The sequence below is a fragment of the Pseudomonas sp. R45(2017) genome (assembly GCF_002112305.1).
GTDB lineage: Bacteria > Pseudomonadota > Gammaproteobacteria > Pseudomonadales > Pseudomonadaceae > Aquipseudomonas > Aquipseudomonas paraglycinae.
Genome location: NZ_NEHH01000005.1, coordinates 226101 through 251567 on the forward strand (window position 1 = coordinate 226101; position 25467 = coordinate 251567).

At 63.2% G+C, this 25467-nt stretch carries 24 protein-coding genes; 9 read left to right on the plus strand and 15 right to left on the minus strand.

The window, feature by feature from the left end:
* Positions 1 to 46: 46 nt before the first annotated feature.
* The 13 genes from mdcH to pilG all read right to left on the minus strand — a co-directional run bounded on the left by mdcH (position 47) and on the right by pilG (position 16144).
* Positions 47 to 967 (minus strand): malonate decarboxylase subunit epsilon, encoded by a 921-nt coding sequence (gene mdcH, locus CAF74_RS13535; RefSeq protein WP_085746679.1) that lies wholly within the window; start codon positions 965 to 967, stop codon positions 47 to 49.
* A complete protein-coding gene (locus tag CAF74_RS13540; protein ID WP_085746680.1) occupies positions 964 to 1584 on the minus strand; it encodes a malonate decarboxylase holo-ACP synthase in 621 nt (206 codons plus the stop codon). Before CAF74_RS13540 ends, mdcH begins: the two co-directional genes overlap by 4 nt.
* A complete protein-coding gene (mdcE, locus tag CAF74_RS13545) occupies positions 1578 to 2363 on the minus strand; it encodes a biotin-independent malonate decarboxylase subunit gamma (RefSeq protein WP_085746681.1) in 786 nt (261 codons plus the stop codon). The genes CAF74_RS13540 and mdcE overlap by 7 nt, the downstream gene beginning before the upstream one ends.
* Positions 2360 to 3211, minus strand: a complete 852-nt coding sequence (locus CAF74_RS13550) for a biotin-independent malonate decarboxylase subunit beta (protein WP_085746682.1) — start codon at positions 3209 to 3211, stop codon at positions 2360 to 2362. The genes mdcE and CAF74_RS13550 overlap by 4 nt, the downstream gene beginning before the upstream one ends.
* The gene (locus tag CAF74_RS13555; protein WP_085746683.1) at positions 3204 to 3503 is read right to left on the minus strand and encodes a malonate decarboxylase subunit delta; all 300 of its coding nucleotides are present in this window, start codon (positions 3501 to 3503) and stop codon (positions 3204 to 3206) included. Before CAF74_RS13555 ends, CAF74_RS13550 begins: the two co-directional genes overlap by 8 nt.
* On the minus strand, positions 3503 to 4375 hold the full coding sequence (locus tag CAF74_RS13560) for a triphosphoribosyl-dephospho-CoA synthase (protein ID WP_085746684.1): 873 nt from the start codon (positions 4373 to 4375) through the stop codon (positions 3503 to 3505). The genes CAF74_RS13555 and CAF74_RS13560 overlap by 1 nt, the downstream gene beginning before the upstream one ends.
* Positions 4375 to 6045, minus strand: coding sequence for a malonate decarboxylase subunit alpha (gene mdcA, locus CAF74_RS13565; RefSeq protein ID WP_085746685.1), 1671 nt, complete (start codon positions 6043 to 6045; stop codon positions 4375 to 4377). Before mdcA ends, CAF74_RS13560 begins: the two co-directional genes overlap by 1 nt.
* 230 nt (positions 6046 to 6275) lie before the next feature.
* Entirely contained in the window at positions 6276 to 6746 is a 471-nt protein-coding gene (locus CAF74_RS13570) for a chemotaxis protein CheW (RefSeq protein WP_039767945.1), read from the minus strand.
* Positions 6739 to 12654 (minus strand): Hpt domain-containing protein, encoded by a 5916-nt coding sequence (locus CAF74_RS13575; protein ID WP_085746686.1) that lies wholly within the window; start codon positions 12652 to 12654, stop codon positions 6739 to 6741. Before CAF74_RS13575 ends, CAF74_RS13570 begins: the two co-directional genes overlap by 8 nt.
* A gap of 35 nt (positions 12655 to 12689) precedes the next feature.
* Positions 12690 to 14750: a methyl-accepting chemotaxis protein gene (locus CAF74_RS13580; RefSeq protein ID WP_085746687.1), complete on the minus strand. Its 2061-nt coding sequence runs from the start codon at positions 14748 to 14750 to the stop codon at positions 12690 to 12692.
* Between the two features lie 13 nt (positions 14751 to 14763).
* The gene (locus CAF74_RS13585) at positions 14764 to 15303 is read right to left on the minus strand and encodes a chemotaxis protein CheW (protein WP_007953327.1); all 540 of its coding nucleotides are present in this window, start codon (positions 15301 to 15303) and stop codon (positions 14764 to 14766) included.
* 10 nt (positions 15304 to 15313) lie between these two features.
* Positions 15314 to 15679, minus strand: a complete 366-nt coding sequence (gene pilH / locus CAF74_RS13590) for a twitching motility response regulator PilH (RefSeq protein WP_007953328.1) — start codon at positions 15677 to 15679, stop codon at positions 15314 to 15316.
* Positions 15680 to 15739: 60 nt separating this feature from the next.
* A complete protein-coding gene (gene pilG / locus CAF74_RS13595) occupies positions 15740 to 16144 on the minus strand; it encodes a twitching motility response regulator PilG (protein WP_007953330.1) in 405 nt (134 codons plus the stop codon).
* 225 nt (positions 16145 to 16369) lie between these two features.
* Between pilG and gshB the strand changes: the two genes are divergently transcribed.
* From gshB to CAF74_RS13630, 7 genes are all read left to right on the plus strand, one after another.
* Positions 16370 to 17341: a glutathione synthase gene (gene gshB, locus CAF74_RS13600; protein ID WP_085746688.1), complete on the plus strand. Its 972-nt coding sequence runs from the start codon at positions 16370 to 16372 to the stop codon at positions 17339 to 17341.
* 106 nt (positions 17342 to 17447) lie between these two features.
* The gene (locus tag CAF74_RS13605) at positions 17448 to 18347 is read left to right on the plus strand and encodes an energy transducer TonB (protein ID WP_085746689.1); all 900 of its coding nucleotides are present in this window, start codon (positions 17448 to 17450) and stop codon (positions 18345 to 18347) included.
* Between the two features lie 59 nt (positions 18348 to 18406).
* Positions 18407 to 18979, plus strand: a complete 573-nt coding sequence (locus CAF74_RS13610) for a YqgE/AlgH family protein (RefSeq protein WP_039767938.1) — start codon at positions 18407 to 18409, stop codon at positions 18977 to 18979.
* The gene (gene ruvX, locus CAF74_RS13615) at positions 18979 to 19416 is read left to right on the plus strand and encodes a Holliday junction resolvase RuvX (RefSeq protein WP_007953334.1); all 438 of its coding nucleotides are present in this window, start codon (positions 18979 to 18981) and stop codon (positions 19414 to 19416) included. The genes CAF74_RS13610 and ruvX overlap by 1 nt, the downstream gene beginning before the upstream one ends.
* 81 nt (positions 19417 to 19497) lie before the next feature.
* Positions 19498 to 20001: a bifunctional pyr operon transcriptional regulator/uracil phosphoribosyltransferase PyrR gene (pyrR, locus tag CAF74_RS13620; RefSeq protein ID WP_039767937.1), complete on the plus strand. Its 504-nt coding sequence runs from the start codon at positions 19498 to 19500 to the stop codon at positions 19999 to 20001.
* A 27-nt stretch (positions 20002 to 20028) separates the two neighbouring features.
* The gene (locus CAF74_RS13625; RefSeq protein WP_007913665.1) at positions 20029 to 21033 is read left to right on the plus strand and encodes an aspartate carbamoyltransferase catalytic subunit; all 1005 of its coding nucleotides are present in this window, start codon (positions 20029 to 20031) and stop codon (positions 21031 to 21033) included.
* Positions 21030 to 22301 (plus strand): dihydroorotase, encoded by a 1272-nt coding sequence (locus tag CAF74_RS13630; RefSeq protein ID WP_085746690.1) that lies wholly within the window; start codon positions 21030 to 21032, stop codon positions 22299 to 22301. Before CAF74_RS13625 ends, CAF74_RS13630 begins: the two co-directional genes overlap by 4 nt.
* Positions 22302 to 22337: 36 nt before the next feature.
* Here CAF74_RS13630 and CAF74_RS13635 read toward each other — a convergent pair whose 3' ends face one another.
* Entirely contained in the window at positions 22338 to 22772 is a 435-nt protein-coding gene (locus CAF74_RS13635; protein ID WP_085746691.1) for a TM2 domain-containing protein, read from the minus strand.
* Between the two features lie 249 nt (positions 22773 to 23021).
* Here CAF74_RS13635 and CAF74_RS13640 point away from each other — a divergent pair, with 249 nt between their 5' ends.
* Positions 23022 to 23639, plus strand: a complete 618-nt coding sequence (locus tag CAF74_RS13640; protein WP_011336371.1) for a C40 family peptidase — start codon at positions 23022 to 23024, stop codon at positions 23637 to 23639.
* A gap of 47 nt (positions 23640 to 23686) precedes the next feature.
* Here the strand turns inward: CAF74_RS13640 and CAF74_RS13645 are convergent, their stop codons facing one another.
* Positions 23687 to 24721 carry a type IV pilus twitching motility protein PilT gene (locus CAF74_RS13645; protein WP_039767934.1) on the minus strand — a complete coding sequence of 345 codons (1035 nt, stop codon included), beginning with the start codon at positions 24719 to 24721 and terminating at the stop codon, positions 23687 to 23689.
* A gap of 56 nt (positions 24722 to 24777) precedes the next feature.
* Between CAF74_RS13645 and CAF74_RS13650 the strand changes: the two genes are divergently transcribed.
* Entirely contained in the window at positions 24778 to 25464 is a 687-nt protein-coding gene (locus CAF74_RS13650; protein ID WP_085746692.1) for a YggS family pyridoxal phosphate-dependent enzyme, read from the plus strand.
* Positions 25465 to 25467 lie beyond the last annotated feature (3 nt).

Sequence of the window (25467 nt, forward strand, 5' to 3'; positions counted from 1 at the left end):
GTGCATCGTCGAATTGTTTTTGTTGTTCGAAGCCTGAGTCGGTGATTTAGGGTCGTCGGCCCTCCTCTTCACGCAACAGCGCCTGCAAGGTGTCGAGCCGGGCACTGTCGAAGGCAGTGACAGTCCCCTGTTCGAACACCCGGCGCGCCAGCCCGGTCAGCACCGCACCGGGCGACAGTTCGATCTGTAGACGTACGCCGCGCTCGTAAGCGCTTTGCACGGTGCCGCGCCAGTCCACCACGCGGCACATGTTGAAGGCGAGGTCGTCGCGCAACGCTTCTACCTGGGTCACAGGCCTTGCGCGGCTGCCGCTCAGGTAAGCGATTTTCGGTGTTTTCAGTTCTACCCTGGCGAACGCTTCGGCGAGGGTTTGCGCAGGCTCATCCAGTAACGGGCAGTGCGACGGCACGCTGACCGCCAGACGTTTTGCCAGACCGGCGCCACGACCGCGCGCCAGCTCGGCGACCGCTTGCATCGCCTGGTCACTGCCGGCAATCACCACCTGGTTATCGGCGTTGATGTTGGCCAGGTACACCGGTGTTTCTGCGCCGTGCACCTGTGCCAGCAGCGTTTCGACTGTGGATAATTGCAGGCCGATGATCGCGGTCATGCCGAAGCCCTGTGGATAAGCCTGCTGCATCAACTCGCCGCGCAGGCTGACCAGATGCAACGCATCGCTGAAGCGCAACGCTCCGGCGACCACCGCTGCCGGGTAGGCACCGATGGACAGACCGGCGACGTAATCGGCGGTGAGTCCGCCCTGCAACAACTGCCGCGAGGCTGCGACCCCGGCGATCAGCAGGCAGAGCTGAACCGCTCGGGTGCTGCGCAACGCTTCGCTGGAATCCAGCCGCAAGACATCTTCACCGAGCACATCGCTGGCCTCGATCAGCGTTTCCCGAGGCAAACGCTGGAGCATGCCGGGCTGCTGCGCGCCCTGACCGGGAAACACCAGCAGGCTGCTCACGCTGCCTGCTCCTGCGGGTTCCACGGATCAGACACCAGACAGGCTTCATGGGCGTGTTTCAGCAGCACCCTCGAAGCATTTCCGGCCCATTCGCGCAGGGCAACGGCACCGAATGGTGTCTGCAATTGCAGGTCGACCCGGCAGATCGCCTGATCGAAAACCGCGATCAATTTACGTGCCTGATTACGGGTGATGAGTTGTGGCGTACGCAGGATCAGATCGAGATCACTGGCCTCGTGCATGGCTGCAAACCCGCTCGCCAATTCAAACCCGGCACTGCCACTGACACCCCAGATCCAGCCGCAATCATCGAGCACCGGCCGCAGTTGCCGGAGCGCGTGCATGACCGGCAAATCACGTTCGCTCTCGACCTGACAAAGCGCTTCCGGACTGACCCGGCAGGCAATCGAATCGATCGCCATGAACGCCGCCAAACGCTGCTCGCGCAACAGACCGCGCACGCCCACCGCCACGCATCCGTCTTCACTCAACGCCCGCCGCACCACCACCGGTTGCCCGGCAGCCAGCGAATCAATCGCCCACTGCGGCGCATCCGCCGGCAACTGCGCTGGCGTCATGCCCCACAGCAGGTCGTGGGCCAGAGGCGTGTTCACCACTGCGCCCTCAGCAATTCACGTACACGGCTGGAGGCTTCGCGATTTTTCGCGCCGAGACGATTGCTCAAATCAGTCGCCGAAATATCGCCGATGGCTTGCTTCAGGCATTCGCTGACTCGCGCCAGATCCTCCGCCGTCGGCTGTTCGATCTGCTGCACCGACAGGGTTTCCCAGAGCAATCCGAGGCTGGCGTAGCTGTCGATGTCATAGGCCATCGGCGGCACGCTGGACGCCAGGGCTTCCAGTTCTTCAACGCTGCGCAAGGTCACCCGCGCCGCCGACGCCTTGCCCATCGCATGCACCATCACCCCCGGATCACGCAGGGCGATCAAGCGATTGGCCTGATATCCGTGAGCGAGAAACGCCCCGGACATGGCCTTGCCCACCAGCAGCGCAATCACCGGACGCCCGGCCAGACGCGCGCGGGCATAAGCGTCCGCCGCACCGGCCAGAGCCTGATGAATGCCGAGGGCTTCTTCGCGGCGACCGTAGGCCTGGCTCGGCACATCGACGATGGCGATCAGTGGGCGCTTTTGCGTTCTGTCACGGTCAGCGGTGATCGCGTCATCCACAGCCTTCGCCAGCCCCCAGCCTTCGAGCAAACCGACTTCGCCATTGCGCGCGCGAGGGAAACGGTTTTGCGGATCGGCGACCACGGCGATAAAGCGTCCAAGTGGCCCGTCGGCAACCCTCAGCGATGGCGGCAAACCTTCAACCACATTCGCGCCAGCGCTCAAGGCGTTGAACCAGTTCAAACCGCGCACGGAATAACCACTCATGAGCGCTCTCCTTGATACAGATCGCGAACCACCGAAGGCTCGATTTGCTTGTCAGTGTCCAGGCTCGTCAGGCGTTGCAGGAACCACTCGGCCCGCTGACTGCGCGGTTGCGCCGGCAAGCCTTGTTGCAGCAACTCGCCGATCTGCTGGCGAATCTGCGCCACGTCATCGGCGACATAGCGGTCCACCAAGCCACTGGCGAAACGTTGCTCTCCACCGGTCAGGCTCCAGATGAAGGGCCGGTCGCGGGAGTCGTATTCCTCGATCCCGGCTTCCTGCTCGATCACCTGCGGGCCGTTCAGGCCGAGGCGTGCTTCCTGGGTCACCAGCAAATAGCTGCACAGCGCGGCGGCAATCGACATCCCGCCAAAGCAACCGACGCTGCCGGCCACCACGCCGACCACCGGTTGGTACTGCTGCAGATCGACAATCGCCGCGTGGATATCGGCAATCGCCGCCAGCCCGAGGTTGGCTTCCTGCAAGCGCACGCCGCCGGTTTCCAGCAGCAGGATGGCGCGGGTCGGAATACCTTTGCGGTTGTCCTCGGCGGCCAGTTCCAGCGCGCCGGCGATCTTCGCGCCGCCGACTTCGCCGAGGCTGCCGCCCTGAAACGCGCCTTCAATCGCCGCGATCACCACCGGCAAACCATCGAGGCGGCCCTTGGCGATCACCACGCCGTCATCGGCCTGCGGCACGACGCCCTGACGTTCCAGCCACGGCGACATGACGCGTTGAAACGGGTCGAGCAATTCGCGGAAGGTGCCGGTGTCGAGCAAGGCTTTCGCCCGCTGCCGGGCGCCGAGTTCGACGAACGAATGTTTGTGCAGAAGCGCTGAGGCATCAGTCATGACCAATCTCCTCGAAACCTTGTTCCAGCCGCAGGCGCACCACGCCGGGTGTCGCGCCAAAATCGTGGATATCGATGGCCATCGCCGGCGGTATGGTGCCGTCGAACATCCGCGCGAACAGATGCTGCCAGCGCTGCTCGGCGCCATTGACCGAGGTCTGCACATTGATCGTCAGCTTGCCGGCCAGGCCCGGTTCGATCAGCACTTCCAGATCACCGGAACCGACACAACCGACCAAAGCCCGACCGCGCGGCGGCTGCCCGGCGGGGAATTCAAAGGATAAGGTTTCCATCAAAACGCTCCCTGAAGGATGTCGTCGCGCTCGATTCGATCAAGCAGCAGAGTGGCGGCGAGCAAGTCGGCGGCGCCACCGGGCGAGGCATTCAATGCGATGAGTTGTTGATCCAGTTCGTGCAGGCGGCGGCGACCGATAAGGCTGGCGCTGCCACCGGCGTCGAGCACTGCCTGGGCGCCGTGCTGCATGGCGTGCAGGCCCGGTTCGCCGGCGCGGTACAGCACGCAGGTGTCGGCGAGGTCGGTCATGATTGCGAGCAAGGCGTCGAGCCTAGCGTTCTGTTCGCCATGGCCGGCGGCGCGGCTGCGTTTGAGCTGCGGCAGACCGCGTTGCACCACGGACGGGAAGCCGAGTTGCGCTTCTTCCCGGGCACCGCGAGCGCCGTAGCGTTGGGCGACTTGCGCGCCATGACTCAGCGGACGCGGCGCATAACGGTCATCGAGCAATGCCAGACGCGCAGCGCGCAGAGTGACGGCGCTGGCACTGGTGTATTTGGTGTCCAGCGCAGCAGCCGTGACCAGCAGGCCCAACGCCCAGATCGCCCCGCGATGGGTGTTCACGCCATTGGTGGTGGCGAGCATCGCCTGTTCACCTTCTCGTCCGATGCAGCCGATGGCTTCGCGCAGCGGCAAGCCGATTTCGCCGAACTCAAGCGCGGCCTCGGCCATTTCCTTGAACGCCGGCCACAACGCCAGCGCCGAGGCATGCATCAATCCGAGGTGCAGATCGGTGTGCGCACCGTTGCCGCGACGGTCGACCAGCGCCGGTTTCGGCGACAGGTCGGCTTCGTCGATCAGCGCGTCCACGGCCAGATCCGCCAGCCGTTCGGCGAGGGTGATGGTTTTGGGTTGCAGGTTGAGTGCGTGCATTACCAGCTCCTGAACTTGGCGGGCGGGTTGTAGAGGCCGCCGGACCACTCGACCAGATCGGCCACGCTTTTCGCCGCGAGCAATTCACGGGTGGCGTCGGTGCGACGGATGCCGAGGTCTTCGGGCAAGGCGATCAGGCCTTCACGGCGCATGCGTTCGGTGTCTTTCGGGTTGTGGCGCAGGCCGATGGCGGTGACGCCGGCGACCGCAGCGATCATTGCCTGACGCTCTTCCAGCGAGCGCGCCTTGTACAGGTAGGCGATGCCTTCTTCCGTCAGCAGGTGGGTGACGTCGTCGCCGTAGATCATGATCGGCGCCAGCGGCATCCCGCTTTTCTTCGCCACCTCCACCGCGTCGAGGGTTTCGACGAAGGTCGGTTTGCCGCCCTCCTGGAACGTCTCGACCATTTGCACCACGAGTTTCTTGCCGCGCTCGAGCATCGGTTGCTGCGAATCATCGTGGCGCATATCGAGCCACGCCGGAGTGCCGTGACGCCGACCGCGTGGGTCGTGCCCCATGTTCGGTGCGCCGCCGAAACCGGCGAGGCGACCTCGGGTGACGGTGGAGGAATGACCATCGCCATCGACTTGCAGGGTCGCGCCGATGAACAGGTCCACCGCGTACTGCCCGGCCAGTTGGCAGAACATCCGGTTGGAACGCAGCGAGCCGTCACGCCCAGTGAAGAACACATCAGGCCGGGCGGCGATGTAGTTTTCCATGCCCAGTTCGGTGCCGAAGCAATGCACGCTTTCGACCCAGCCGCTTTCGATGGCCGGGATCAGGGTCGGGTGCGGATTGAGCGTCCAGTTACGGCAGATCTTGCCCTTGAGGCCGAGGGATTCACCGTAGGTCGGCAGGATCAGTTCAATGGCGGCGGTGTTGAAACCGATGCCGTGGTTCAGCGACTGCACGTTGTGTTTTTCATAGATCCCGCGGATCGCCATCATCGCCATCAGCACGTGCACAGGCTTGATGTGGCGCGGGTCGCGTGTGAACAGCGGTTCGATGTAGAACGGCTTGTCCGCCACCACCACGAAATCCACCCACGATGCCGGAATATCTACGCGAGGCAGTTCGCTGACGTCGTCCACCAGTTGATTGACCTGGACGATGACGATGCCGTCGCTGAACGCGGCTGGTTCGATCAGCGCCGGGGTGTCTTCGGTGCTCGGGCCGGTGTAGATGTTGCCGGCACGGTCGGCCATGAACCCGGCCGAGAGCACGACGTTGGGGATCAGGTCCACCACCAGCCGGGCGTAAAGCTCGATGTAGGTGTGGATCGCACCGACCTCCAGCAGACCGTCTTCGAGCAACTGGCTGATGCGCAGGCTCTGGGTACCGGCGAAGGAGAAATCGAGCTTGCGGGCGATGCCGCGTTCGAACAGGTCGAGATGTTCGGAGCGACCGACGCTGGGCATGATCATGTGCAGGTCGTGGAGCTTTTCAGGATCGGCCTTGGCCAGAGAGCGCGAGAGGAAATCCGCCTGCTTCTGGTTGTTGCCCTCCAGCACCACACGGTCGCCCGGATGGATCAGCGCTTCGAGTGCCGCAACGATTTTGTCGGTGGGCAACACCGCACCGTCGGCCAGCCCGCGCACCTTGTCGAGGCGCCGCTGCTTCTCGTCACGCCGCCGCGTCCAGCGCGAGTCGGGGGAAATGGTTGTTGTCATGCTCACTCCACGGGGTTCGCTGTCGTGGAGCTACCTTAGGAGGGTGATCGAGGGGCATCAATCAAGCGCAGTGGCGAACCGTTACGGTGAGCGTAATGAATGCTGGCCTCATCGCTGGCAAGCCAGCTCCCACAGTGAGTGTGGTGATACAAGCTTTTGTGAACGACCTAGAACTTTGTGGGAGCTGGCTTGCCAGCGATGAGGCCAGTGAGATCGCCGCAGACCCTGGTTCAGTGAACCAGTCCGGCATCCACCAACAATTTCTCCAATGCCAGCAAATCCGGCACCTTCGCCACCTGCTCCCCGACCTGCACCGCCGCCTGCTCCAGCGCACACAACGGCACATCGACATAACTCAACTGGCTGTCGAGCTTGTACGAGCGCGGAATCCCCTGCACCAGCAGCGCGATGAACTTCAACTCCGGCCGCCCGCCCAGGGCATTGAGGATGACGATCCGTGCCCGTTCGCCGATGACGATCTTGTTGCCGCACGCCGACTCGAAACTCAGCAGCGGGATCTGCCGCTCGCGCCAGGTCACCCGACCGAGATACCACGGCGGTGTGTCGAGATCGAAGGCGCTGGACTGGTAGTCGATCAGCTCGGCGACGGCGACGTTGGGCAGGATCAGGTTGCGATCCGCCAGCGGCAGCAGCAGCCCGGTGAGCTGACTGGCGCGTTGATTGTGCTGGCGCTCATGCATGTTTTTTGCTCCACAGGGCGATGCTTTCGAGCAGCACCGATTCCTGGTACGGCTTGCCGAGGTAGTCGTTGACGCCGATGGCCATCGCGCGGTCGCGGTGTTTCTGGCCGGTGCGCGAGGTGATCATGATGATCGGCAGGTGTTGCAGGCGTTCGTCGTGGCGTACCTGGGTCGCCACTTCGAAGCCGTCCATGCGCGGCATTTCGATGTCTAGCAGCATCAGGTCCGGCATGTGTTCTTCCAGCAGCAACATCGCATCGACCCCGTCCTTGGCGGTCAGCACGTTCATGCCGTGGCGTTCGAGCAGACGGCTGGTGACTTTGCGCACCGTGACCGAGTCGTCGACCACCATCACCAGCAACGGCTTCTGCGGTTCGCTCTCCATTTCGTGACTGGTCGGACGCTGCGGCAACCGCGCCTGCATCGCACGGATCGGCGCCAGCAGGTCGAGAATCAGCACCACCCGGCCATCGCCGAGAATTGTCGCCCCGGACACGCCCTGCACCGATGCGAACTGCGGGCCGAGGCTCTTGACTACGATTTCGCGGGTGCCGGCCATCGTGTCGACCTGCACCGCGATGTGCCGGTCGTTGCACTGCACCAGCAAGACCGGCACCGGCAGGCTCTGGCCGGACAGTTTTGGCCGGGGAGCGGTTTTCAGCAGCTCGCCGAGGTAGCACAGTTCATAACGCTGGCCGCCGTACTGATAACTCGGTGGGTCGAGACGGAAATGTCCGTCCAGTTCATTCGGCAGTACGCGGACGATGCCGTCGATGGTGTTCAGCGGAATCGCGTATTGATCTTCACCACACTGCACCATCAGCGCACGGTTGACCGACACGGTGAACGGCAGGCGAATGCGGAAGTGCACGCCCTGCCCCGGCACTGAGTCGATGCTCATGGTGCCACCCAGTTGCCGGACTTCTTCGTGGACCACGTCCATGCCCACGCCGCGCCCGGAAATCTGGGTGATTTTCTCGGCCGTGGAAAAGCCTGGCTGGAGGATGAACTGCAACACTTCGCGGTCGCTGATGTCGGCGTCCGGCGCCAGCAGGCCACGCTTGATCGCCTTGCGCCGCACGGCATCCAGCGGCACGCCGGCGCCATCGTCGCGGATGTCGAACACGATGTCGCCGCCCTCGCGGGACAGGTCGAGGCTGATCTGCCCCTGCGCCGGTTTGCCCGCCGCCAGCCGGACTTCGGCGGACTCCAGGCCATGGTCGACGGCATTGCGCAGCATGTGTTCCAGCGGCGCCGCCATGCGCTCGAGGACGTTGCGGTCCATCTCGCCTTCGGCGTTGCCGACGCTGAACGCCACGTCCTTGCCCAGCTCTTCGGCGACCTGGCGGACGATGCGTTTCAGACGCGGCAACATGCGCTCGAACGGCACCATGCGCGTGCGCATCAGGCCTTCCTGCAACTCGGTGTTGATCCGCCCCTGCTGCTGCAACAGGTTCTCGGCGTCGTGCGTGCGCCGGTCGAGGGTTTCCTTCAAGTCCAGCAAGTCGGAAGCGGACTCGAACAGCGCCCGTGACAGTTGCTGCAACTGGGAATGACGGTCCATTTCCAGCGGGTCGAAATCTTCGTAGCCGAGGCGCTCGGCATCCACTTGCTGACGGCTGAGGATCCGCCCCTGGGTTTCGGTGTCGAGCCGGCGCAACTGATCGCGCATGCGTTCGATGGTGGTTTCCATCTCGTGCAGGGCGGTCTGCGCATCGCTGACTTGCTGTTCGATACGCCCACGGAAAATCGAGGTTTCGCCGGCGAGATTGACCAGGTCATCCAGCAACTCGGCGGAGACCTTGACCATGTCTGCCCCGGCCTCGGGCGCCGGGGCGGCAGGCTCGGCCTTGACCGCCACCGACGGCACGGGCGCCGGGGTTTGCACGACCAGCGGATGGCTGAAATTCTGGATCGCGCTGATCAACCGGTCTGCCGGTGGGCACGGCTGGCCGGCGCGCACCGCGTCGAGCATCTGCGCCAAGCGGTCCTGGCCGCGCTGCAACAGCGCGAACAGTTCGGCGCTGCCTTGCAGGGTGCCGGCGGACAAGCTTTCGTAAAGGTTTTCCAGCTCATGAGCGAGGTCGCCAATCGGGCCGATTTCCACCATCCGCGCGCCGCCCTTTAGGGTATGCAGGTCACGCAGCAGGGTTTCCACTTCCTGGCGATTGCCGGGCTCGGCCTGCCAGCGCAGCAGCGCGGCACCGGAGTTTTCGATGATGTCGAAACCTTCCTCGAGGAAGATCTCCAGCAGCTCCGGATCGTGTCCGGGGCCGTCCTGCGTGACAGTGGCTGATGGCGTTTCGGGACTGGCGCTCGGACCCTGGCGAAAGCGGCGGATCGCCTCGATCAGGTCCTGCGCCGGATCCAGCGGCTGGTGCCGTTGCAACTGTTCGAGGAACAGCGCCAGGCGCTCGTGGCTCTGGCGCAACAACCGACCCAGAGCTTCGCTGTGGCTGTAACGCCGATCCACCAGCCCTTGGTAAAGGCCTTCCAGCTCATGGGCCAGATCGCCGACCGCTGCAACCTCGGCCATCCGCGCACCGCCCTTGAGCGTGTGCAGATCCCGTTGCAGCGACGACAGCGGTGCGCCGTTTTCCGGGTCCTTCAGCCAGCGCTGCAAGGCTTGGCCGGCGCTGTCGAGAATGTCCACCGCCTCTTCGAGGAAGATCTCGACGATCTCGTCGTCCGGCCCGCTATCGACGCTGTGTTGTTGCAGTTCGGCGGTGGCGCTGCCCAGTTCGCGGATGCTCAAAGTACGGCTGCCGTCGCTGCGGATCAGGCCCATGGCCGACGGATCGAGGCTCTCGTCGAGCAGTTCGTGCAAGGCGCGGATGCGTTGCGGTTGCGGGGTGATTTCCTGGCCGGCCGCCAGTTCGTCGAGCATGTTGATCAGCGCTTCGTGGGCCTGCTGCGCTTCATGGAAAAACCGCTCGCTGACCGCCAGGCTGCTCTCTTCGACGGCGCCGTACAGGTCGAGCAAGGCTTCACACAACACATCCACCGGCAGCAGATCGGCGAGGTGCGCGCCTTCGCCCAGGGTGGTCAGCTCATCCAGCAATGCACTGAGTTCCTGACGTTCACCGGGGTGCTGCTGCCAGCGCTGCAAGAGGTTTTCGGCGTCGAGCAGGATGTCCATGCCCTGGGCCAGGAAGTTGTTGATCAGTTGCGGATCGCGCTTGACCCGCACCGCACTGCTCGGGGCATTGAGGATCGATTCCAGACGCTCGCCGAGCAGGGTTTCGGTGCGTTTGATCAGTGACTGCGCACCGACAATCGGCGCCAGTGGATCGTGTTTGAGCTGACGCAGACCGACACGGAACAGGCCCTCGGCTTCGAGCAGCAGTTCCACTTCGTCCAGATCCAGCGCCAGCTGATGGGCCTTGAATTCCCGGGCCAGCTTATCGAGCGGCGCCGCCAGTTCGGCAATCGGCGACACCCCCGCCATCGAGGCGCTGCCCTTGAGGGTGTGCAGCGCTCGCTGCAATTCGTCGCTGGCCTGTAACGGCACATGCTCGGCAGCCTGATCGAGAAAACGGTTGAGACTGGCGAGGTGGGTTTCGGCTTCGTTGCGGAAAATCTCCAGCAACAGCGGATCGAGGGCCGCGACGTCTTCCACGTCTTCGGCCGGCAGCGGCGTGTCGCCCTTGGCCAGCGCGTGGGCGCGAGCCGCCAGTTGATCGACATCGTGGCGCTGACGCTGGCCGTTGGTGGCGAATTCTCCGATCAGGTCCGGCAACAGCAGCAGCGTGTCGGCCAGCAACTGGCGCACCGCCGGGCCGGGTTCAACGCTGTGTTCCAGCACGCGGTTGAGCAGGTTTTCCACCGCCCAGGCCAGCTCGCCGAGGACCAGCGCGCGCACCATCCGGCCGCTGCCCTTGAGGGTGTGGAAAGCGCGGCGCAGTTCACTCAAGGCGGCGCGGTCATCGGGCTCGGCAGACCAGCGCGGCAGGTATTCGCTCAGCACTTCGAGCACTTCCGCGGTCTCTTCGAGGAACACTTCGCGCAGCTCGTCATCCACCGGTTCTTCATCGGCCGGTGGCGGCAGCAGGCTGCCCGGCGTGGTCTGCGCCGGCGGGTTGACCGCCGACACCGGACTGGCCAGCACTTCGGCCAACGACTGCACGATCTGCGGGTCGTCCAGCTCCTGCAAATCCTGCATCACCAGCGCTTCGCTGGGGCTGAGCACATCATCGAGCACCGGCACATGCGGCTCGCCGGGCTGTTCGTCAGGAAAGAAGCCGAGACTGGCGAGGCTTTTCTGCGCGATATCCAGCAAGTGTTCGCTGGGTGCCTGCGGGTCGTCGGTCAGGCGTTCGAGGTAGTACTCGAGGCTGGTGATAGCGTCGGCGAGGCTGTCGAGTTGCTGCCAGCCCGGCTCGTGCGGATCAAGCAACAGGTGCTCGCGGATAAATCCGTTGCAGGCTTCGAGCAGGCTGGCCGCCCGCGCCAGCGGAATCATCGCCAGTGCGCCGCGCACCTGGGTCAGCAGTGCCGGCAGGCTTTGCAGTTGCTGGCGATCCCAGTCGGCGTCGATGTAGTCGACGATCATGTCCTTGGCCTGTTGCAGGCAGATGCGCGCTTCCTTGATCACGATCTGATGGATCTGCGTCAGGTCGGTGGTCGGCAGGCGCGAGTCTTCCGGGCTCTCCGGTTCCACCGTGCCAACCATCCCGGCCAGGGTCGCTTCGACGTAGAGCAAGGCGCCAGCGACATCCATCAACGTGGCGTCGTTCGGTTCGCGCTGGCCTTGCGCGAGGCTGAGCACTACCGCCAGTTGATCGATGATCACCTTGCGCGGCTGGCCGAAACCGAGCACCGCCAGGGTGTCGGCGATCTGCCGCAGCGGCGCCAGCAGGCTATCCAGATCCGAAGCGTGCTGGCGGTCGCTGCGCACGAACAGGTCGAGGCGCTCCTTGACCCGCACCAGCTCTTCGCACAGCGCCGCGAGCACCGAGCGCATGGCATCGCGGTCGGGGCCGGCCAGGCGCGCGCGTTCTTCGTCGACCATCGCGCTGTCGGGCAGCGCGTCGTCCAGGGAGTAGCGATCTTTCATGGTCAGCATCTGCCCGGTGGGATGTTCGGCTTTGGCGATATAAAACAGCAGGCTTTTCAGCAGTTCAGGCGGTGGCGGCTGGTTGAGGCCGGGCATGCCCTGTTCGAGCAGGCGCTTGAGTTCCTTGTCGGCGTCCTTGAACAGGCTGCGCAGGGCCGGGCTGTTGGCGATCCGGCCTTCGCGCATGCCTTCGACCAGCGCCGAAGCGACCTGCCACAACGGGCTCAGCGGCGAGTTATCGCTGAGTGCTTCAAGCCGGGTAAACACCTTGGCCAGATAAGCGAGGTGCGTCTGGTCGTCCTGTTCGCGGAGCAATCCGACCAGCGCCATTTGCAGCATCTGGCGCAATTTGCGCAGCACGTTCGGCAGCTCCGCCGGTTCCAGCAGCGCCAGGGTTTCCTCGCCCAAAGGCGCAAGCTCAGGCAACTGCGGGCTGAACAGGCTGGTTTCCGACAACAGGCTTTCGCCCCGGGCGCTGCGCAAGTCGTTGATCAGCGGCAGCACCACCAGCGGCAGATCACGGCGGGCGCCCTGCACGCGGTCGAGGTAGATCGGCAACTGACCCAGCGCCTGCAACAGCAAGTGCAGCGCTTCGTCGCGGTGGCTGACGCGGTCGTTCTGCAACGCTTCGACCAGGTGTTCCATTTCTTCGGCGAGCAATGCCGCGCCGTAGAACTCGACCATCTGCAGGCTGCCGTGCACCTGATGGATGCAGGCCAGGCATTCGTCCAGCCCGGGCACCGACTGCGGATCGTCGAGCACGGCTTCGATGGCCTGATGCGCCTGCCTCAGCGTCTCGGCGATTTCACCCTTGACCCATTCGAGGGCCACGTAATCGTGCCGGTCACCCATAACCACTCCGCTCGACATTGCCTCGCCCGCAGGCCTCACGCCTTGTCCGCGACGGGCGCAGGCGCCGCCGGCAAGGTGAACCCGGACACCGAGCGACGCAACTGGCTGGCCATTTTCGCCAGGTTGCCGATGCTCTCGGCGGTGGCCGTGGAGCCGGACGAAGTCTGCGAGGTGATCTGCTGGATCACGTTCATCGTCAGGGAAATCTGCCCGGCCGAAGACGTCTGCTGCTGCGCCGCGTTGGAAATGCTCTGGATCAGCGCCGCGAGTGTCTTGGACACGCCTTCGATTTCTTCCAGGGCCACACCGGCATCCTGCGCCAGCCGCGCGCCGCGCACCACTTCGGTGGTGGTCTGCTCCATGGAAATCACGGCTTCGTTGGTGTCGGTCTGGATCGCCCGCACCAGCGTTTCGATCTGTCGGGTCGCGGCGGACGAGCGCTCGGCCAGCCGTTGCACTTCGTCGGCAACCACGGCAAAACCGCGCCCGGCGTCACCGGCCATCGACGCCTGAATTGCCGCGTTGAGGGCGAGGATGTTGGTCTGGTCGGCGATGTCGTCGATCAGGCTGACGATGTCGCCGATTTCCTGGGACGACTCGCCCAGACGCTTGATGCGCTTGGCGGTGTCCTGGATCTGTTCGCGAATGTTGTCCATACCGTGGATGGTGTTGTGCACCACCTCGTTGCCCTTGTTGGCGATCTCCACCGAACGCTCGGCAACCGCCGAGGATTCAGCGGCGTTGGCCGACACCTGATCGATCGACTGGGCCATGTCGCTGATCGCGGTCGAGGCTTCGGAAATCTGCTGGGCCTGATGCTCCGAGGCCTGGGCCAGGTGCATGGCGGTGGCCTGGGTTTCCTGCACCGCAGCGGCCACCTGGCCGGCAGTGAGGTTGATGGTGGCGACCAGATCGCGCAGCTGGTCGACCGAATAGTTGATCGAGTCGGCGATGGTCCCGGTGAAGTCTTCGGTCACTGAGGCGGTCACGGTCAGGTCACCGTCGGCGAGGTCTTCGATCTCGTCGAGCAGGCGCATGATCGCGTTCTGGTTGCGCTCGTTCTTCTCGGCGGTCTCGCGCAACTGACGGTTGGTTTCCCGGACCATGACCATGCCGATCAGGATGATCGAAGCCAGCGCCAACAGACCCAGCACATAACCGCCAATGGTGTCGGTATTGCGCCCGCCGGCGAGGTTTTCGAAACGGCTGGCCAGGTGCGAGGCTTCGTCAAGCAGGGTCTGCGACAGGCTGAAGATGTTGGTGGCGGACTCACGAACCTTGAACAGCTCCGGCGAGGTTTCGAGGATTTCATCTACCGAACCGGAGACAAACTGGAACAGTTCGGAAATCTCGCTCAAGCGAGCGCGGGCGTCGCGGTCTTCGACCTGGCTGATCTTCAGCGCCGGGTTGCCCTGCAGCATGCCGTTAAGCACCTGACCAAAGCGTGCGGCATCGCGACCGAAGGCATCGGCGGCCTGCTGGGAGTTTTCATCGCCGGAAAGCACGGTGTTCACCGCGCCGAGAATCCGCTCGGCCAGCAGCGACTGACGCTGGGCCATCGCCACCTGCGCCGCCGGCGCACCGCGTTGCAGGAGGATTTCCACGACCTTTTCGTATTCGATCTGCAATTGCGGCACGGTTTCGGCCAGGGTCGCGGCCACCTGATGCAGGGACAGCACGGTCTGTTCGCTGGAGAGAATCGCGTCGGTGTTTTTCAGCAGGCGTTCCCAGTCCAGCTGCACGGCGCGCATTTCCGGGCGCACGACGGATGGAGCCGGCGGCAGGCCGGTGGCCGGGTCGCCTTTCTTCAGGTAACCCCAGCGCTGGGCAAAATCGTTGCGCGCATCGCTCAACAGCTTGAACGCGGCGGCCTTGCCGGCGGCAGCCTCGGTGGCGTTTTTGGCGATCCGCTGCGACAGCACCCGCAGCTCGCCGGCGTGGCCGATGTACTGCTTGTCGTAGTTGGCCTGGGTGTTGAGGTAAGCGAAGTTGGCGAACAGCAGCATGATGAACACGATCAGTGCGATGAACAGCACGATGATCTGTGAGCGGCTGCGCGAGCCTTCTGCGGGCTTGCCTGTTTTTGCTTTGATCATCGGTCCTCGCCTGTTAAACCGCGACGTGCATGAAACTCGGTGACTGCGCCAGCGCAAACAGGCTGAACACCCGCCAGTTCTGCTCGCGCCGGAAATAGCCCTTGATGAACTCGCCCTTGGAGCCTTGCCGTTTACTGATCGAGACGGATTCGAAACTGTCCTGCTCGAAGTGCTGCAGGCCGAAGACTTCATCGACCAGCAACCCGGCAAACACGTCCTGATGCTCTACCACCAGTACCCGCCGCTGTTTGCGCATCGGTGACAGCTCATGGCCGAAGAAGCCGCACAGGTCCATGACCGGCAGCAGCCGTCCGCGCAGGTTGGCCACGCCCTTGACCCACGGCTTGACGCCCGGCAACTGGGTGACACGCAGTTCGGGCAGCACTTCGCTGACTTCGCCCATCGGCGTGACGTACCAGTGCTCGCCCAGACGAAAGCCGATGCCGCTCCAGCGATCCTGGCGCGCCGGTTGCGACGGCAGGTCCGCCGCCAGCAGGCGACAGCGCTGGTCGATCTGCCACAACAGTTCGAACGCGGTCAGCGACTCGCTCATGGCGGCGCGATCAACCGGCCAGCACGTTGTTCAGGGTCTTGATCAGCGTGTCTTCGTCGACCGGTTTGGTCAGGTAGTCCTTGGCGCCCTGGCGGGTGCCCCAGACCTTGTCGGTCTCCTGATCCTTGGTAGTAATGATGATCACCGGGATGTGGCTGGTTTCCGCATCCTTGGTCAACTGACGGGTGGCCTGGAAGCCGTTGAGGCCGGGCATGACGATGTCCATCAGTACCGCATCGGGTTTTTCCTGACGGGCCAGGGCCACGCCGTCGGCGCCGTTTTCGGCTTTCAGCACTTCGTGCCCGTGCTTTTCCAGCATGCCGGTGAGTTTGTACATTTCGGTCGGCGAATCATCGACGATCAGGATACGTGCCATGGTCTTCCCCATTTTTCTTGTCGACACCGGGCCCGCTGGCCGAGCGTCTCTGTGCGTGTCTTACTGCGGCAAAGCGGCAGCGAAGCCCGGAACATGGGCCGAAATCGCGTCGAGCAGTTCTTCCTTGCTGAAAGGCTTGGTCAAAAATTGATCGGAACCGACAATCCGCCCCTTGGCCTTGTCGAACAGCCCGTCCCGGGACGACAGCATGATCACCGGCGTGCCCTTGAACGCATTGTTGTTCTTGATTAAAGCGCAGGTCTGATAACCATCCAGACGCGGCATCATGATGTCGACAAAGATGATCCCGGGATGGTGGTCGGCGATCTTCGCCAGGGCGTCAAAACCGTCGATCGCGGTGATGACTTCGCACCCTGCATTTTTCAACAGGGTCTCGGCGGTGCGACGAATCGTTTTCGAGTCGTCGATCACCATGACCTTCAAGGCGCTGGACTGCTGTTCCATAAGGGGGCTCTACCGTCGCCTTTGCGAATCAATTTGTCCGTTTTGCGATGCGTAATGGCTGGAAACCCTTGATGTTCAAGGGCCAGCACGACATGGCAGCCTTTTTAGCACAGTCTCCTGATCCAATCTATCGACGGGTTTTTCCTTGACCGAAAACCCGCCCGGCGCCACTCTGGCGGCACTTTTTTCATACCGATCCGGTAGCCAATTTTCGAGGAAAACCCAATGAGCGTTCGCGTCGGGATTGTCATGGACCCTATCGCCAGCATTTCCTATAAAAAGGATAGCTCGCTGGCCATGCTGCTGGCGGCGCAAAAGCGCGGCTGGGAACTGTTCTATATGGAACAGAAAGACCTTTATCAGGGTGAAGGCCAGGCACGGGCGCGGATGAAGCCGCTGAAAGTCTTCGCCAACCCGGAAAAATGGTTCGAACTGGGGGCCGAACAGGATTCGCTGCTGAGCGACCTGAACGTGATCCTGATGCGCAAGGATCCGCCGTTCGACATGGAGTTCGTCTACTCCACCTACCTGCTCGAACAGGCCGAAGCCGCCGGGGTGCTGGTGGTCAACAAGCCGCAGAGCCTGCGCGACTGCAACGAAAAACTGTTCGCCACCCTGTTCCCGCAGTGCACGCCGCCGACCGTAGTCAGCCGCCGCGCCGACGTGCTGCGTGAATTCGCCGCCAAACATGGCGACGTGATCCTCAAGCCGCTGGACGGCATGGGTGGCACCTCGATCTTCCGTCATCGCGCCGGCGATCCGAACCTGTCGGTGATCCTGGAAACCCTGACCGCCCTCGGCGCCCAGCAGATCATGGGTCAGGCCTACCTGCCGGCGATCAAGGACGGCGACAAGCGCATCCTGATGATCGACGGCGAGCCGGTGGATTACTGCCTGGCGCGGATTCCGGCCCAGGGCGAAACCCGTGGCAACCTCGCGGCCGGTGGTCGTGGCGAAGCTCGTCCGTTGACCGACAAGGATCGCTGGATCGCCGCCCAGGTCGGCCCGACCTTGCGCGAAAAAGGCCTGCTGTTCGTCGGCCTGGACGTGATCGGCGAGCACCTTACCGAAATCAACGTCACCAGCCCGACCTGCATCCGCGAAATCGACAATGCCTTCGGCACCGACATCGGCGGCCTGCTGATGGATGCGATCGAAGGCAAGCTGCAAGCGTCGAGCCGCAAGCCGCAAGCTTAAAGCCAGTGGTGTGCAGCTTGTCGCTTGAGACTTCAAGCTTGCAGCTAAAAACCAACATTGCGTTATCATGCCGAGCCCGTAAAAACGCGATGTTGGTTTTTCTCAAATGACACTTCCGTCCGATCTGCCCGCTGAACTCGCCCATAAAGGCGTGCGCCCGGTCGATCACCTCGGATTTACCCTGTTTCTCGCGGCGCTGATCCATCTGGCGCTGCTGCTCGGCGTGGGTTTCACCATGGTCGAGCCCAAGCAGATCAGCAAAACCCTGGAAATCACCCTCGCTACCTTCAAGAGCGAAAAGAAGCCGGCGAAGGCCGATTTCCTCGCCCAGGAAAACCAGGAAGGCAGCGGCACCCTCGACAAGAAGGCGATCCCCAAGACCACCGAGGTCGCGCCGTTTCAGGCAAACGAAGTCAAGAAAGTCACCCCGCCACCGGCCGCCAAGCCGGAGGTGCAGGAAGCCGCGCCCAAGGCGGCCGTGACCACCGTCGCGCCGAAACCGAAAAAGGCGCCGACCAAGAAAGAAGAAGCCAGGACCGAGACCAAACCGACGGTCGACGCCCCGACCTTCGACAGTTCGCAGCTCTCCAGCGACATCGCCAGCCTTGAAGCCGAACTGGCCAACGAACAACAGCTGTACGCCAAGCGCCCGCGTATCCACCGCCTCAGCGCCGCCTCGACCATGCGCGACAAGGGCGCCTGGTACAAGGACGAGTGGCGCAAGAAGGTCGAGCGCATCGGCAACCTCAATTACCCCGACGAAGCCCGGCGCAAGCAGATCTACGGCAATCTGCGCCTGATGGTGTCGATCAACCGCGACGGCTCGCTGTATGAAGTGCTGGTGCTGGAGTCTTCCGGCCAGCCACTGCTGGATCAGGCGGCGCAGCGGATCGTGCGTCTGGCGGCACCGTTTGCACCGTTTACCGGGGACCTGTCGGACATCGACCGACTGGAAATCATCCGCACCTGGAAATTCGCCCGGGGCGACCGGTTGTCCAGTAACTGAGTCGATCTTTTGCCCGCTCCAGCTTGTCAGTTCGCCCCCCGAACGCCACACTAGCGCACATGAAAAACGTCAGCCCCAGCTACCTCAAGCATCACTTCCTGATCGCCATGCCACACATGGCCGACCCGAACTTTGCCCACACCTTGACCTACATCGTCGAGCACACGGCCAATGGCGCCATGGGGCTGGTGGTCAACCGACCGCAAGAGCTGAATCTGGCCGACATCCTCGAACAACTGCGCCCGGACATCGATCCGCCGGCGCTGTGCCAGCATGTGCCGATCTTCATCGGCGGCCCGGTGCAGACCGATCGCGGTTTTGTCCTGCACCCGGCGGGCAAGACGTTCCAGGCTACCGTTGAGCTGGAGGGCGATCTGGCCCTGTCCACCTCGCAGGATGTGCTGTTCGCCATCGCCGACGGCGTGGGCCCGGCCAAAAGCGTCATCACCCTCGGTTATGCCGGTTGGGAAGCCGGTCAGCTGGAGGCCGAACTGGCCGACAACGCCTGGCTGACCTGCCCGTACGACGCCGACATCCTGTTCAACACCAGCAGCGAACTGCGCCTGGAAGCGGCGGCCAAGCACCTGGGGATCAACCTCAGCCTGCTGACCAGCCAGGCAGGACACGCCTGATGGCCCTGCGCCTGATCCTCGGCTTCGACTACGGCACCAAACAGATCGGCGTGGCAGTCGGCCAGGTGATTACCGGCCAGGCCCGCGAACTGTGCACCTTGAAGGCGCAAAACGGTGTGCCGGACTGGAATCAGGTCGAAGCCCTGATAAAGGAATGGAAGCCCGACGCCGTGGTGGTCGGCCTGCCGCTGAACATGGACGGTACGCCCAGCGAGATGTGCGCCCGCGCCGAGAAATTCGCCCGCCGCCTCAACGGCCGCTTCAACCTGCCTTTCTATACCCACGACGAACGCCTGACGACCTTCGAAGCCAAGGGCGAGCGACTGGTGCGCGGTGGGCAGAAAGGCAGCTACCGCGACAACCCGGTGGACGCCATCGCCGCCGCCCTGCTGCTGCAAGGCTGGCTCGACGAAAACACCGCACTATTTGAATCCTGACAAGCGCTACGGCGCTTTTCTTTTGGTTACAACCCGAGCTCCGGTTCGCGAGAACCGGCTCGACCCCGAGAAGGAGCAACCATGAGCCTGCCCAATCCCGCCGATCTGATCAGCCAGATGGCGACCCGCCTCAAGGCGCACCTTGCCCAGCGTGATATCAGCGAACCGCGTTACATCGGCATCCGCACCGGCGGCGTCTGGGTCGCCCAGGCCCTGCTCAAAGAGCTGGGCAGCGATGCGCCATTGGGCACGCTGGATGTTTCCTTCTACCGCGACGACTTCAGCCAGAACGGCCTGCACCCGCAGGTGCGCCCGTCCGCCCTACCCTTCGAAATCGAAGGCCAGCATCTGGTGCTGATCGACGACGTACTGATGAGCGGCCGGACCATCCGCGCCGCCATGAACGAACTGTTCGACTACGGCCGCCCGGCCAGCGTGACGCTGGTCTGCCTGCTGGACCTGGACGCCGGCGAATTGCCGATCCGCCCGAACGTGGTCGGCGCGACCCTGTCGCTGGCCGCCCACGAGCGGGTCAAGCTGTCCGGGCCGGAGCTGGCCCTCGAACTGCAAGACCTTGCCCTTTAATCCGCCCTATTGAGAGTCCCCCTCGCGATGACGCCTCTAGATACCAAGCGCCCGCTGCAGCTCAATGATCAGGGCCAGCTGCGCCACTTCCTCTCGCTCGACGGCCTGCGCCGCGAGTTGCTGACGGAAATCCTCGACACCGCCGACTCGTTCCTCGAAGTCGGCGCCCGGGCCGTGAAGAAGGTCCCGTTGCTGCGCGGCAAGACCGTGTGCAACGTGTTCTTCGAAAACTCGACCCGCACCCGCACCACTTTCGAACTGGCGGCCCAGCGCCTGTCGGCGGACGTGATCACCCTGAACGTGTCGACTTCGTCGGCCAGCAAGGGCGAAACCCTGCTCGACACCCTGCGCAACCTGGAAGCCATGGCCGCCGACATGTTCGTCGTGCGCCACGGTGACTCGGGCGCCGCGCACTTCATCGCCGAGCATGTCTGCCCGCAAGTGGCGATCATCAACGGCGGCGACGGCCGGCACGCGCACCCGACCCAAGGCATGCTCGACATGCTGACCATCCGCCGTCACAAGGGCGGTTTCGAGAACCTCTCGGTGGCCATCGTCGGCGACATCCTGCACTCGCGGGTGGCGCGCTCGAACATGCTCGCCCTGAAGACCCTCGGTTGCCCGGACATCCGCGTGATCGCACCGAAAACCCTGCTGCCGATCGGCATCGAGCAATACGGCGTGAAGGTCTACACCGACATGACCGAAGGCCTGAAAGACGTCGACGTGGTGATCATGCTGCGCCTGCAGCGTGAGCGCATGACCGGCGGCCTGCTGCCGAGCGAAGGCGAGTTCTACCGCCTGTTCGGTCTGACCACCGCGCGCCTGGCAGGCGCCAAGCCCGATTGCATCGTCATGCACCCGGGGCCGATCAACCGTGGTGTGGAAATCGAGTCGGCGGTGGCCGACGGCCCGCACTCGGTGATCCTCAATCAAGTCACTTACGGCATCGCGATCCGTATGGCCGTGCTGTCGATGGCCATGAGCGGGCAAACGGCGCAACGTCAATTCGAGCAGGAGAACGCCCAGTGAAGCTCAGCATTCTCGGCGCCCGCGTCATCGATCCGAGCAGCGGCCTGGATCAAATCACCGATATTCACGTTGAAGCCTGCAAGATCGTCGCCCTCGGCGCTGCACCGGCCGGCTTCACCGCCGTCGAAACCATCGACGCCCAAGGTCTTGTCGCCGCTCCAGGCCTCGTAGACCTGAACGTCGCCCTGCGCGAGCCGGGCTACAGCCGCAAAGGCACCATCGCCAGCGAAACCCGCGCGGCTGCGGCCGGCGGCGTGACCAGCCTGTGCTGCCCGCCGAAAACCAGACCGGTACTCGACACCTCGGCCGTGGCCGAACTGATCCTCGACCGCGCCCGCGAGGCCGGCAACACCAAGGTGTTCCCGATCGGCGCGCTGAGCAAAGGTCTGGATGGTGAACAGCTCGCAGAACTCGTTGCCCTGCGCGACGCCGGTTGCGTGGCGTTCGGCAACGGCCTCGAGAGCTTCCGCAACACCCGTACCCTGTGCCGGGCGCTGGATTACGCGGCGACCTTCGACCTGACAGTGATCTTCAACTCGCAGGATCACGACCTGGCCGACGGTGGCCTGGCCCACGAAGGCGCCACCGCCAGCTTCCTCGGCCTGCCGGGCATTCCGGAAACCGCTGAAACCGTGGCGCTGGCCCGTGATCTGCTGCTGGTCGAGCAGACCGGCGTGCGTGCGCACTTCAGCCAGTTGACCAGTGCTCGCGGCGTGGCCCTGATCGCTCAGGCCCAGGCCCGTGGCTTGAAAGTCACGGCGGATGTCGCCCTGTATCAGCTTATCCTGACGGACGAAGCGCTGATCGACTTCAGCAGCCTGTATCACGTGCAACCGCCGCTGCGCACCCGCGCCGACCGCGATGGTCTGCGCGAGGCGGTGAAGTCCGGCGTGGTCTCGGCGATTTCCAGCCATCACCAGCCCCATGAACGCGATGCCAAACTGGCACCGTTCGGCGCGACCGAGCCCGGCATCAGCAGCGTCGAGCTGTTGCTGCCGCTGGCGATGACCTTGGTCGAGGACGGTCTGCTGGACCTGCCGACCCTGCTGGCCCGTCTGAGCGCCGGTCCGGCCGAGGCCCTGCGCCTGCCGGCAGGCAAACTGGCGGTGGGTGGCGCGGCAGATATCGTGCTGTTCGATCCGAAGGCTTCGACCGTTGCCGGCGAAACCTGGCTGTCTAAGGGCGAGAACTGCCCGTTCCTCGGCCATAGCCTGCCGGGTGTGGTGCGTTACACGCTGGTGGATGGCCGGATCAGCCACCAGGCGTAACAAAAATGGCGAGGGAGCCAGCTCCCTCGCCATCACTTACTGAAAGGCACCCCGCCCTTCGGCGTTACGCACCGACACCTGATCGTTCAGCGTCCAGAAGTCATACAGCACCCCCAGAAAGAACAACCCGCCGGTCAGCAGGTACAGCAAACCTGTGATCCACTTGCCCTGATACATCCGGTGCACGCCGAACGCGCCGAGAAAGGTCAGCAGAATCCACGCCACGTTGTATTCAATAGGGCCCGCCACGAAACGCAGGTCGGCTTCTCGATCCATCGCCGGGATCAGGAACACGTCGATCAGCCAGCCGATCCCCAGCAACCCGAAGGTGAAAAACCAGATCGTGCCGGTCACCGGTTTGCCGTAATAGAAGCGGTGAGAGCCTGTGAAACCGAAAATCCACAACAGGTAGCCGATCATCTTGCTATGGGTGTCTTTTTCCTTCACACGGGGCAGCTGATAGCCGTTCATTAAGACCTCGATTCACGCGATAGATAAATATTCTTTAATTCTTTGTGACTTTTTTACAGGTAGCCGACGTATGGCAAATGCTACCGTGTCTCCCGTCAAAGCCTTATAGCACCGGACTTCTGTCCGACAATTGCGTCTTTTTGCCGCTTATTTGGTTCCGTTGGCACCCGATTGAATCGACCAACGGCCTCGGAAGTGACAAAAAAGCTGTTATAAAGTTGCGCGCTAACACACCAAGAGCCCTGCCTAATGCGTCCATTTTTCAAGACATGGCTAACCATTTGCCTATTAATGCCACTGGCCGCCCACGCCACCAATCGTGAGCAACGTCTTCCAAACGTCAACGGTTTCACCCCTAAATCCCATGCCTCTGCTCCTTCGAACAAAGGCAAACAGGTCAAACACACCACGCTGAGCAGCAACGGCCGCAGCAAGCTGGTGCCACCGATGGCGACCAAGGAAAGCAGCAACGTCCTGAGTCGCGCGGTAAACGTCCTCGGTACACCCTACCGTTGGGGCGGCAGCAGCCCGAGTAAAGGCTTCGACTGCAGCGGTCTGGTGAAATACGCGTTCAACGACGCCACGTTCGACCTGCCACGCACCTCGAACGCCATGGCCAGCGGTCACGGCGAGAAAGTCGAACGCAAGGACCTGAAACCGGGCGACCTGATTTTCTTCAACATCAAGAGCCGTCGGGTCAATCACGTTGCCATCTACTTGGGCAACGATCGTTTCATCCATGCGCCACGGCGCGGCAAAGCGGTGAGCATCGACACACTGAACAAGCCGTACTGGGAAAAGCATTACGTGGTGGCCAAACGCGTATTGCCGAAAGAACAGGGGCAGATGCGCGTCGTTCAGCGCTGATTGTTCAGGTACAAAAAAACGCAGCCCACGGGCTGCGTTTTTTTTGCCTAAAAGTTATCCGGCGTGCGCGCCTTCTCCCGCGCATGTTCACGGCTGATCAAGCCCTTGGTCACCAGATCCTTCAGGCACATGTCGAGTGTCTGCATCCCCAGTGAGCCGCCGGTCTGGATCGCCGAATACATCTGCGCCACCTTGTCCTCACGGATCAGGTTACGGATCGCCGACGTCCCCAGCATGATCTCGTGCGCCGCCACCCGGCCACCGCCGATCTTCTTGATCAGCGTCTGCGACACCACCGCCAGCAACGATTCCGAGAGCATCGAGCGCACCATGGATTTTTCGTCCCCGGGGAACACGTCCACCACCCGGTCGATGGTCTTGGCTGCCGACGTGGTGTGCAAGGTGCCGAACACCAGGTGCCCGGTTTCGGCGGCGGTGAGTGCCAAGCGGATGGTTTCCAGATCACGCATCTCGCCCACGAGGATCACGTCCGGGTCTTCGCGTAGCGCTGAACGCAATGCGGTGGCGAAACTGCGGGTATCGCGATGGACTTCGCGCTGATTGATCAGGCATTTGCGTGATTCGTGGACGAATTCGATCGGATCTTCAATGGTCAGGATGTGGTGATGGCGATGGGTGTTGAGGTAATCGATCATTGCCGCCAGGGTTGTGGACTTGCCGGAACCGGTCGGCCCGGTCACCAGCACCAGCCCGCGTGGCGCATCGGTGATCTTGCGAAAGACGTCGCCCATGGCCAGGTCTTCCATGGTCAGCACTTTTGACGGGATGGTCCGGAACACCGCCCCGGCGCCCCGGTTCTGGTTGAAGGCATTGACCCGAAAGCGCGCCACGCCGGGGACTTCGAAGGAAAAGTCGGTTTCCAGATGTTTCTCGAAGTCCACCCGCTGGGTGTCGTTCATGATGTCGTAGATCAGCTCGTGCACTTGCTTGTGATCCAGCGCCGGCAGATTGATCCGCCGCACGTCGCCATCCACGCGGATCATCGGCGGCAGACCGGCCGACAGGTGCAGGTCGGAAGCGCCCTGTTTGGCGCTGAAGGCCAGCAGTTCAGTGATATCCATAGCGTCCCTCAATTCCAGTAGAATGCCGCGAACCTTCAGACCGCTGGCGCCTCTTGATGTCCACGATAGCAGACAACATTCTCCAGGTTAGTTCGCGTATTCATGCCGCCACCGCTGCCGCCGGACGCGATGAAAACAGCGTCCAGCTGCTGGCCGTGAGCAAGACCAAACCGGCCGAAGCCCTGCGCGAAGCGTACGCCGCCGGCCTGCGCGACTGTGGCGAGAACTACCTGCAAGAGGCCTTGGGCAAACAGCTCGAACTGGCCGACCTGCCCTTGATCTGGCACTTCATCGGCCCCATTCAGTCGAACAAGACCCGCTCGATCGCCGAGCATTTCGCCTGGGTGCACTCCGTGGATCGTCTGAAAATCGCCCAACGCCTGTCCGAACAACGCCCGGCGGATCTGCCGCCACTGAACATCTGCATTCAGGTCAACGTCAGCGGTGAGGCCAGCAAGTCCGGCTGCACGCCGCAAGACCTGCCGGCGCTGGCCCAGGCCATCAGCGCCCTGCCACGCCTGAAGCTGCGCGGGTTGATGGCGATTCCCGAACCGACTGAAGACCGCGCCGAGCAGGATGCTGCATTCGCCGCCGTTCAGAAGTTGCAGGCCAGCCTCGATCTGCCGCTCGACACACTTTCCATGGGCATGAGCCACGACCTCGAGTCGGCCATTGCCCAGGGCGCGACCTGGGTCCGTATCGGTACGGCCCTGTTCGGCGCCCGCGACTACTCCCAATCTTGAACA

Bases quoted from the DNA above. Each gene is read 5' to 3' on its own strand.
- mdcE (WP_085746681.1), bottom strand. From the start codon at position 2,363: ATGAGTGGTTATTCCGTGCGCGGTTTGAACTGGTTCAACGCCTTGAGC.
- CAF74_RS13550 (WP_085746682.1), bottom strand. From the start codon at position 3,211: ATGACTGATGCCTCAGCGCTTCTGCACAAACATTCGTTCGTCGAACTC.
- CAF74_RS13555 (WP_085746683.1), bottom strand. From the start codon at position 3,503: ATGGAAACCTTATCCTTTGAATTCCCCGCCGGGCAGCCGCCGCGCGGT.
- CAF74_RS13560 (WP_085746684.1), bottom strand. From the start codon at position 4,375: ATGCACGCACTCAACCTGCAACCCAAAACCATCACCCTCGCCGAACGG.
- mdcA (WP_085746685.1), bottom strand. From the start codon at position 6,045: ATGACAACAACCATTTCCCCCGACTCGCGCTGGACGCGGCGGCGTGAC.
- CAF74_RS13570 (WP_039767945.1), bottom strand. From the start codon at position 6,746: ATGCATGAGCGCCAGCACAATCAACGCGCCAGTCAGCTCACCGGGCTG.
- CAF74_RS13575 (WP_085746686.1), bottom strand. From the start codon at position 12,654: ATGGGTGACCGGCACGATTACGTGGCCCTCGAATGGGTCAAGGGTGAA.
- CAF74_RS13580 (WP_085746687.1), bottom strand. From the start codon at position 14,750: ATGATCAAAGCAAAAACAGGCAAGCCCGCAGAAGGCTCGCGCAGCCGC.
- CAF74_RS13585 (WP_007953327.1), bottom strand. From the start codon at position 15,303: ATGAGCGAGTCGCTGACCGCGTTCGAACTGTTGTGGCAGATCGACCAG.
- pilH (WP_007953328.1), bottom strand. From the start codon at position 15,679: ATGGCACGTATCCTGATCGTCGATGATTCGCCGACCGAAATGTACAAA.
- pilG (WP_007953330.1), bottom strand. From the start codon at position 16,144: ATGGAACAGCAGTCCAGCGCCTTGAAGGTCATGGTGATCGACGACTCG.
- gshB (WP_085746688.1), top strand. From the start codon at position 16,370: ATGAGCGTTCGCGTCGGGATTGTCATGGACCCTATCGCCAGCATTTCC.
- CAF74_RS13605 (WP_085746689.1), top strand. From the start codon at position 17,448: ATGACACTTCCGTCCGATCTGCCCGCTGAACTCGCCCATAAAGGCGTG.
- CAF74_RS13610 (WP_039767938.1), top strand. From the start codon at position 18,407: ATGAAAAACGTCAGCCCCAGCTACCTCAAGCATCACTTCCTGATCGCC.
- ruvX (WP_007953334.1), top strand. From the start codon at position 18,979: ATGGCCCTGCGCCTGATCCTCGGCTTCGACTACGGCACCAAACAGATC.
- pyrR (WP_039767937.1), top strand. From the start codon at position 19,498: ATGAGCCTGCCCAATCCCGCCGATCTGATCAGCCAGATGGCGACCCGC.
- CAF74_RS13625 (WP_007913665.1), top strand. From the start codon at position 20,029: ATGACGCCTCTAGATACCAAGCGCCCGCTGCAGCTCAATGATCAGGGC.
- CAF74_RS13635 (WP_085746691.1), bottom strand. From the start codon at position 22,772: ATGAACGGCTATCAGCTGCCCCGTGTGAAGGAAAAAGACACCCATAGC.
- CAF74_RS13640 (WP_011336371.1), top strand. From the start codon at position 23,022: ATGCGTCCATTTTTCAAGACATGGCTAACCATTTGCCTATTAATGCCA.
- CAF74_RS13645 (WP_039767934.1), bottom strand. From the start codon at position 24,721: ATGGATATCACTGAACTGCTGGCCTTCAGCGCCAAACAGGGCGCTTCC.
- CAF74_RS13650 (WP_085746692.1), top strand. From the start codon at position 24,778: ATGTCCACGATAGCAGACAACATTCTCCAGGTTAGTTCGCGTATTCAT.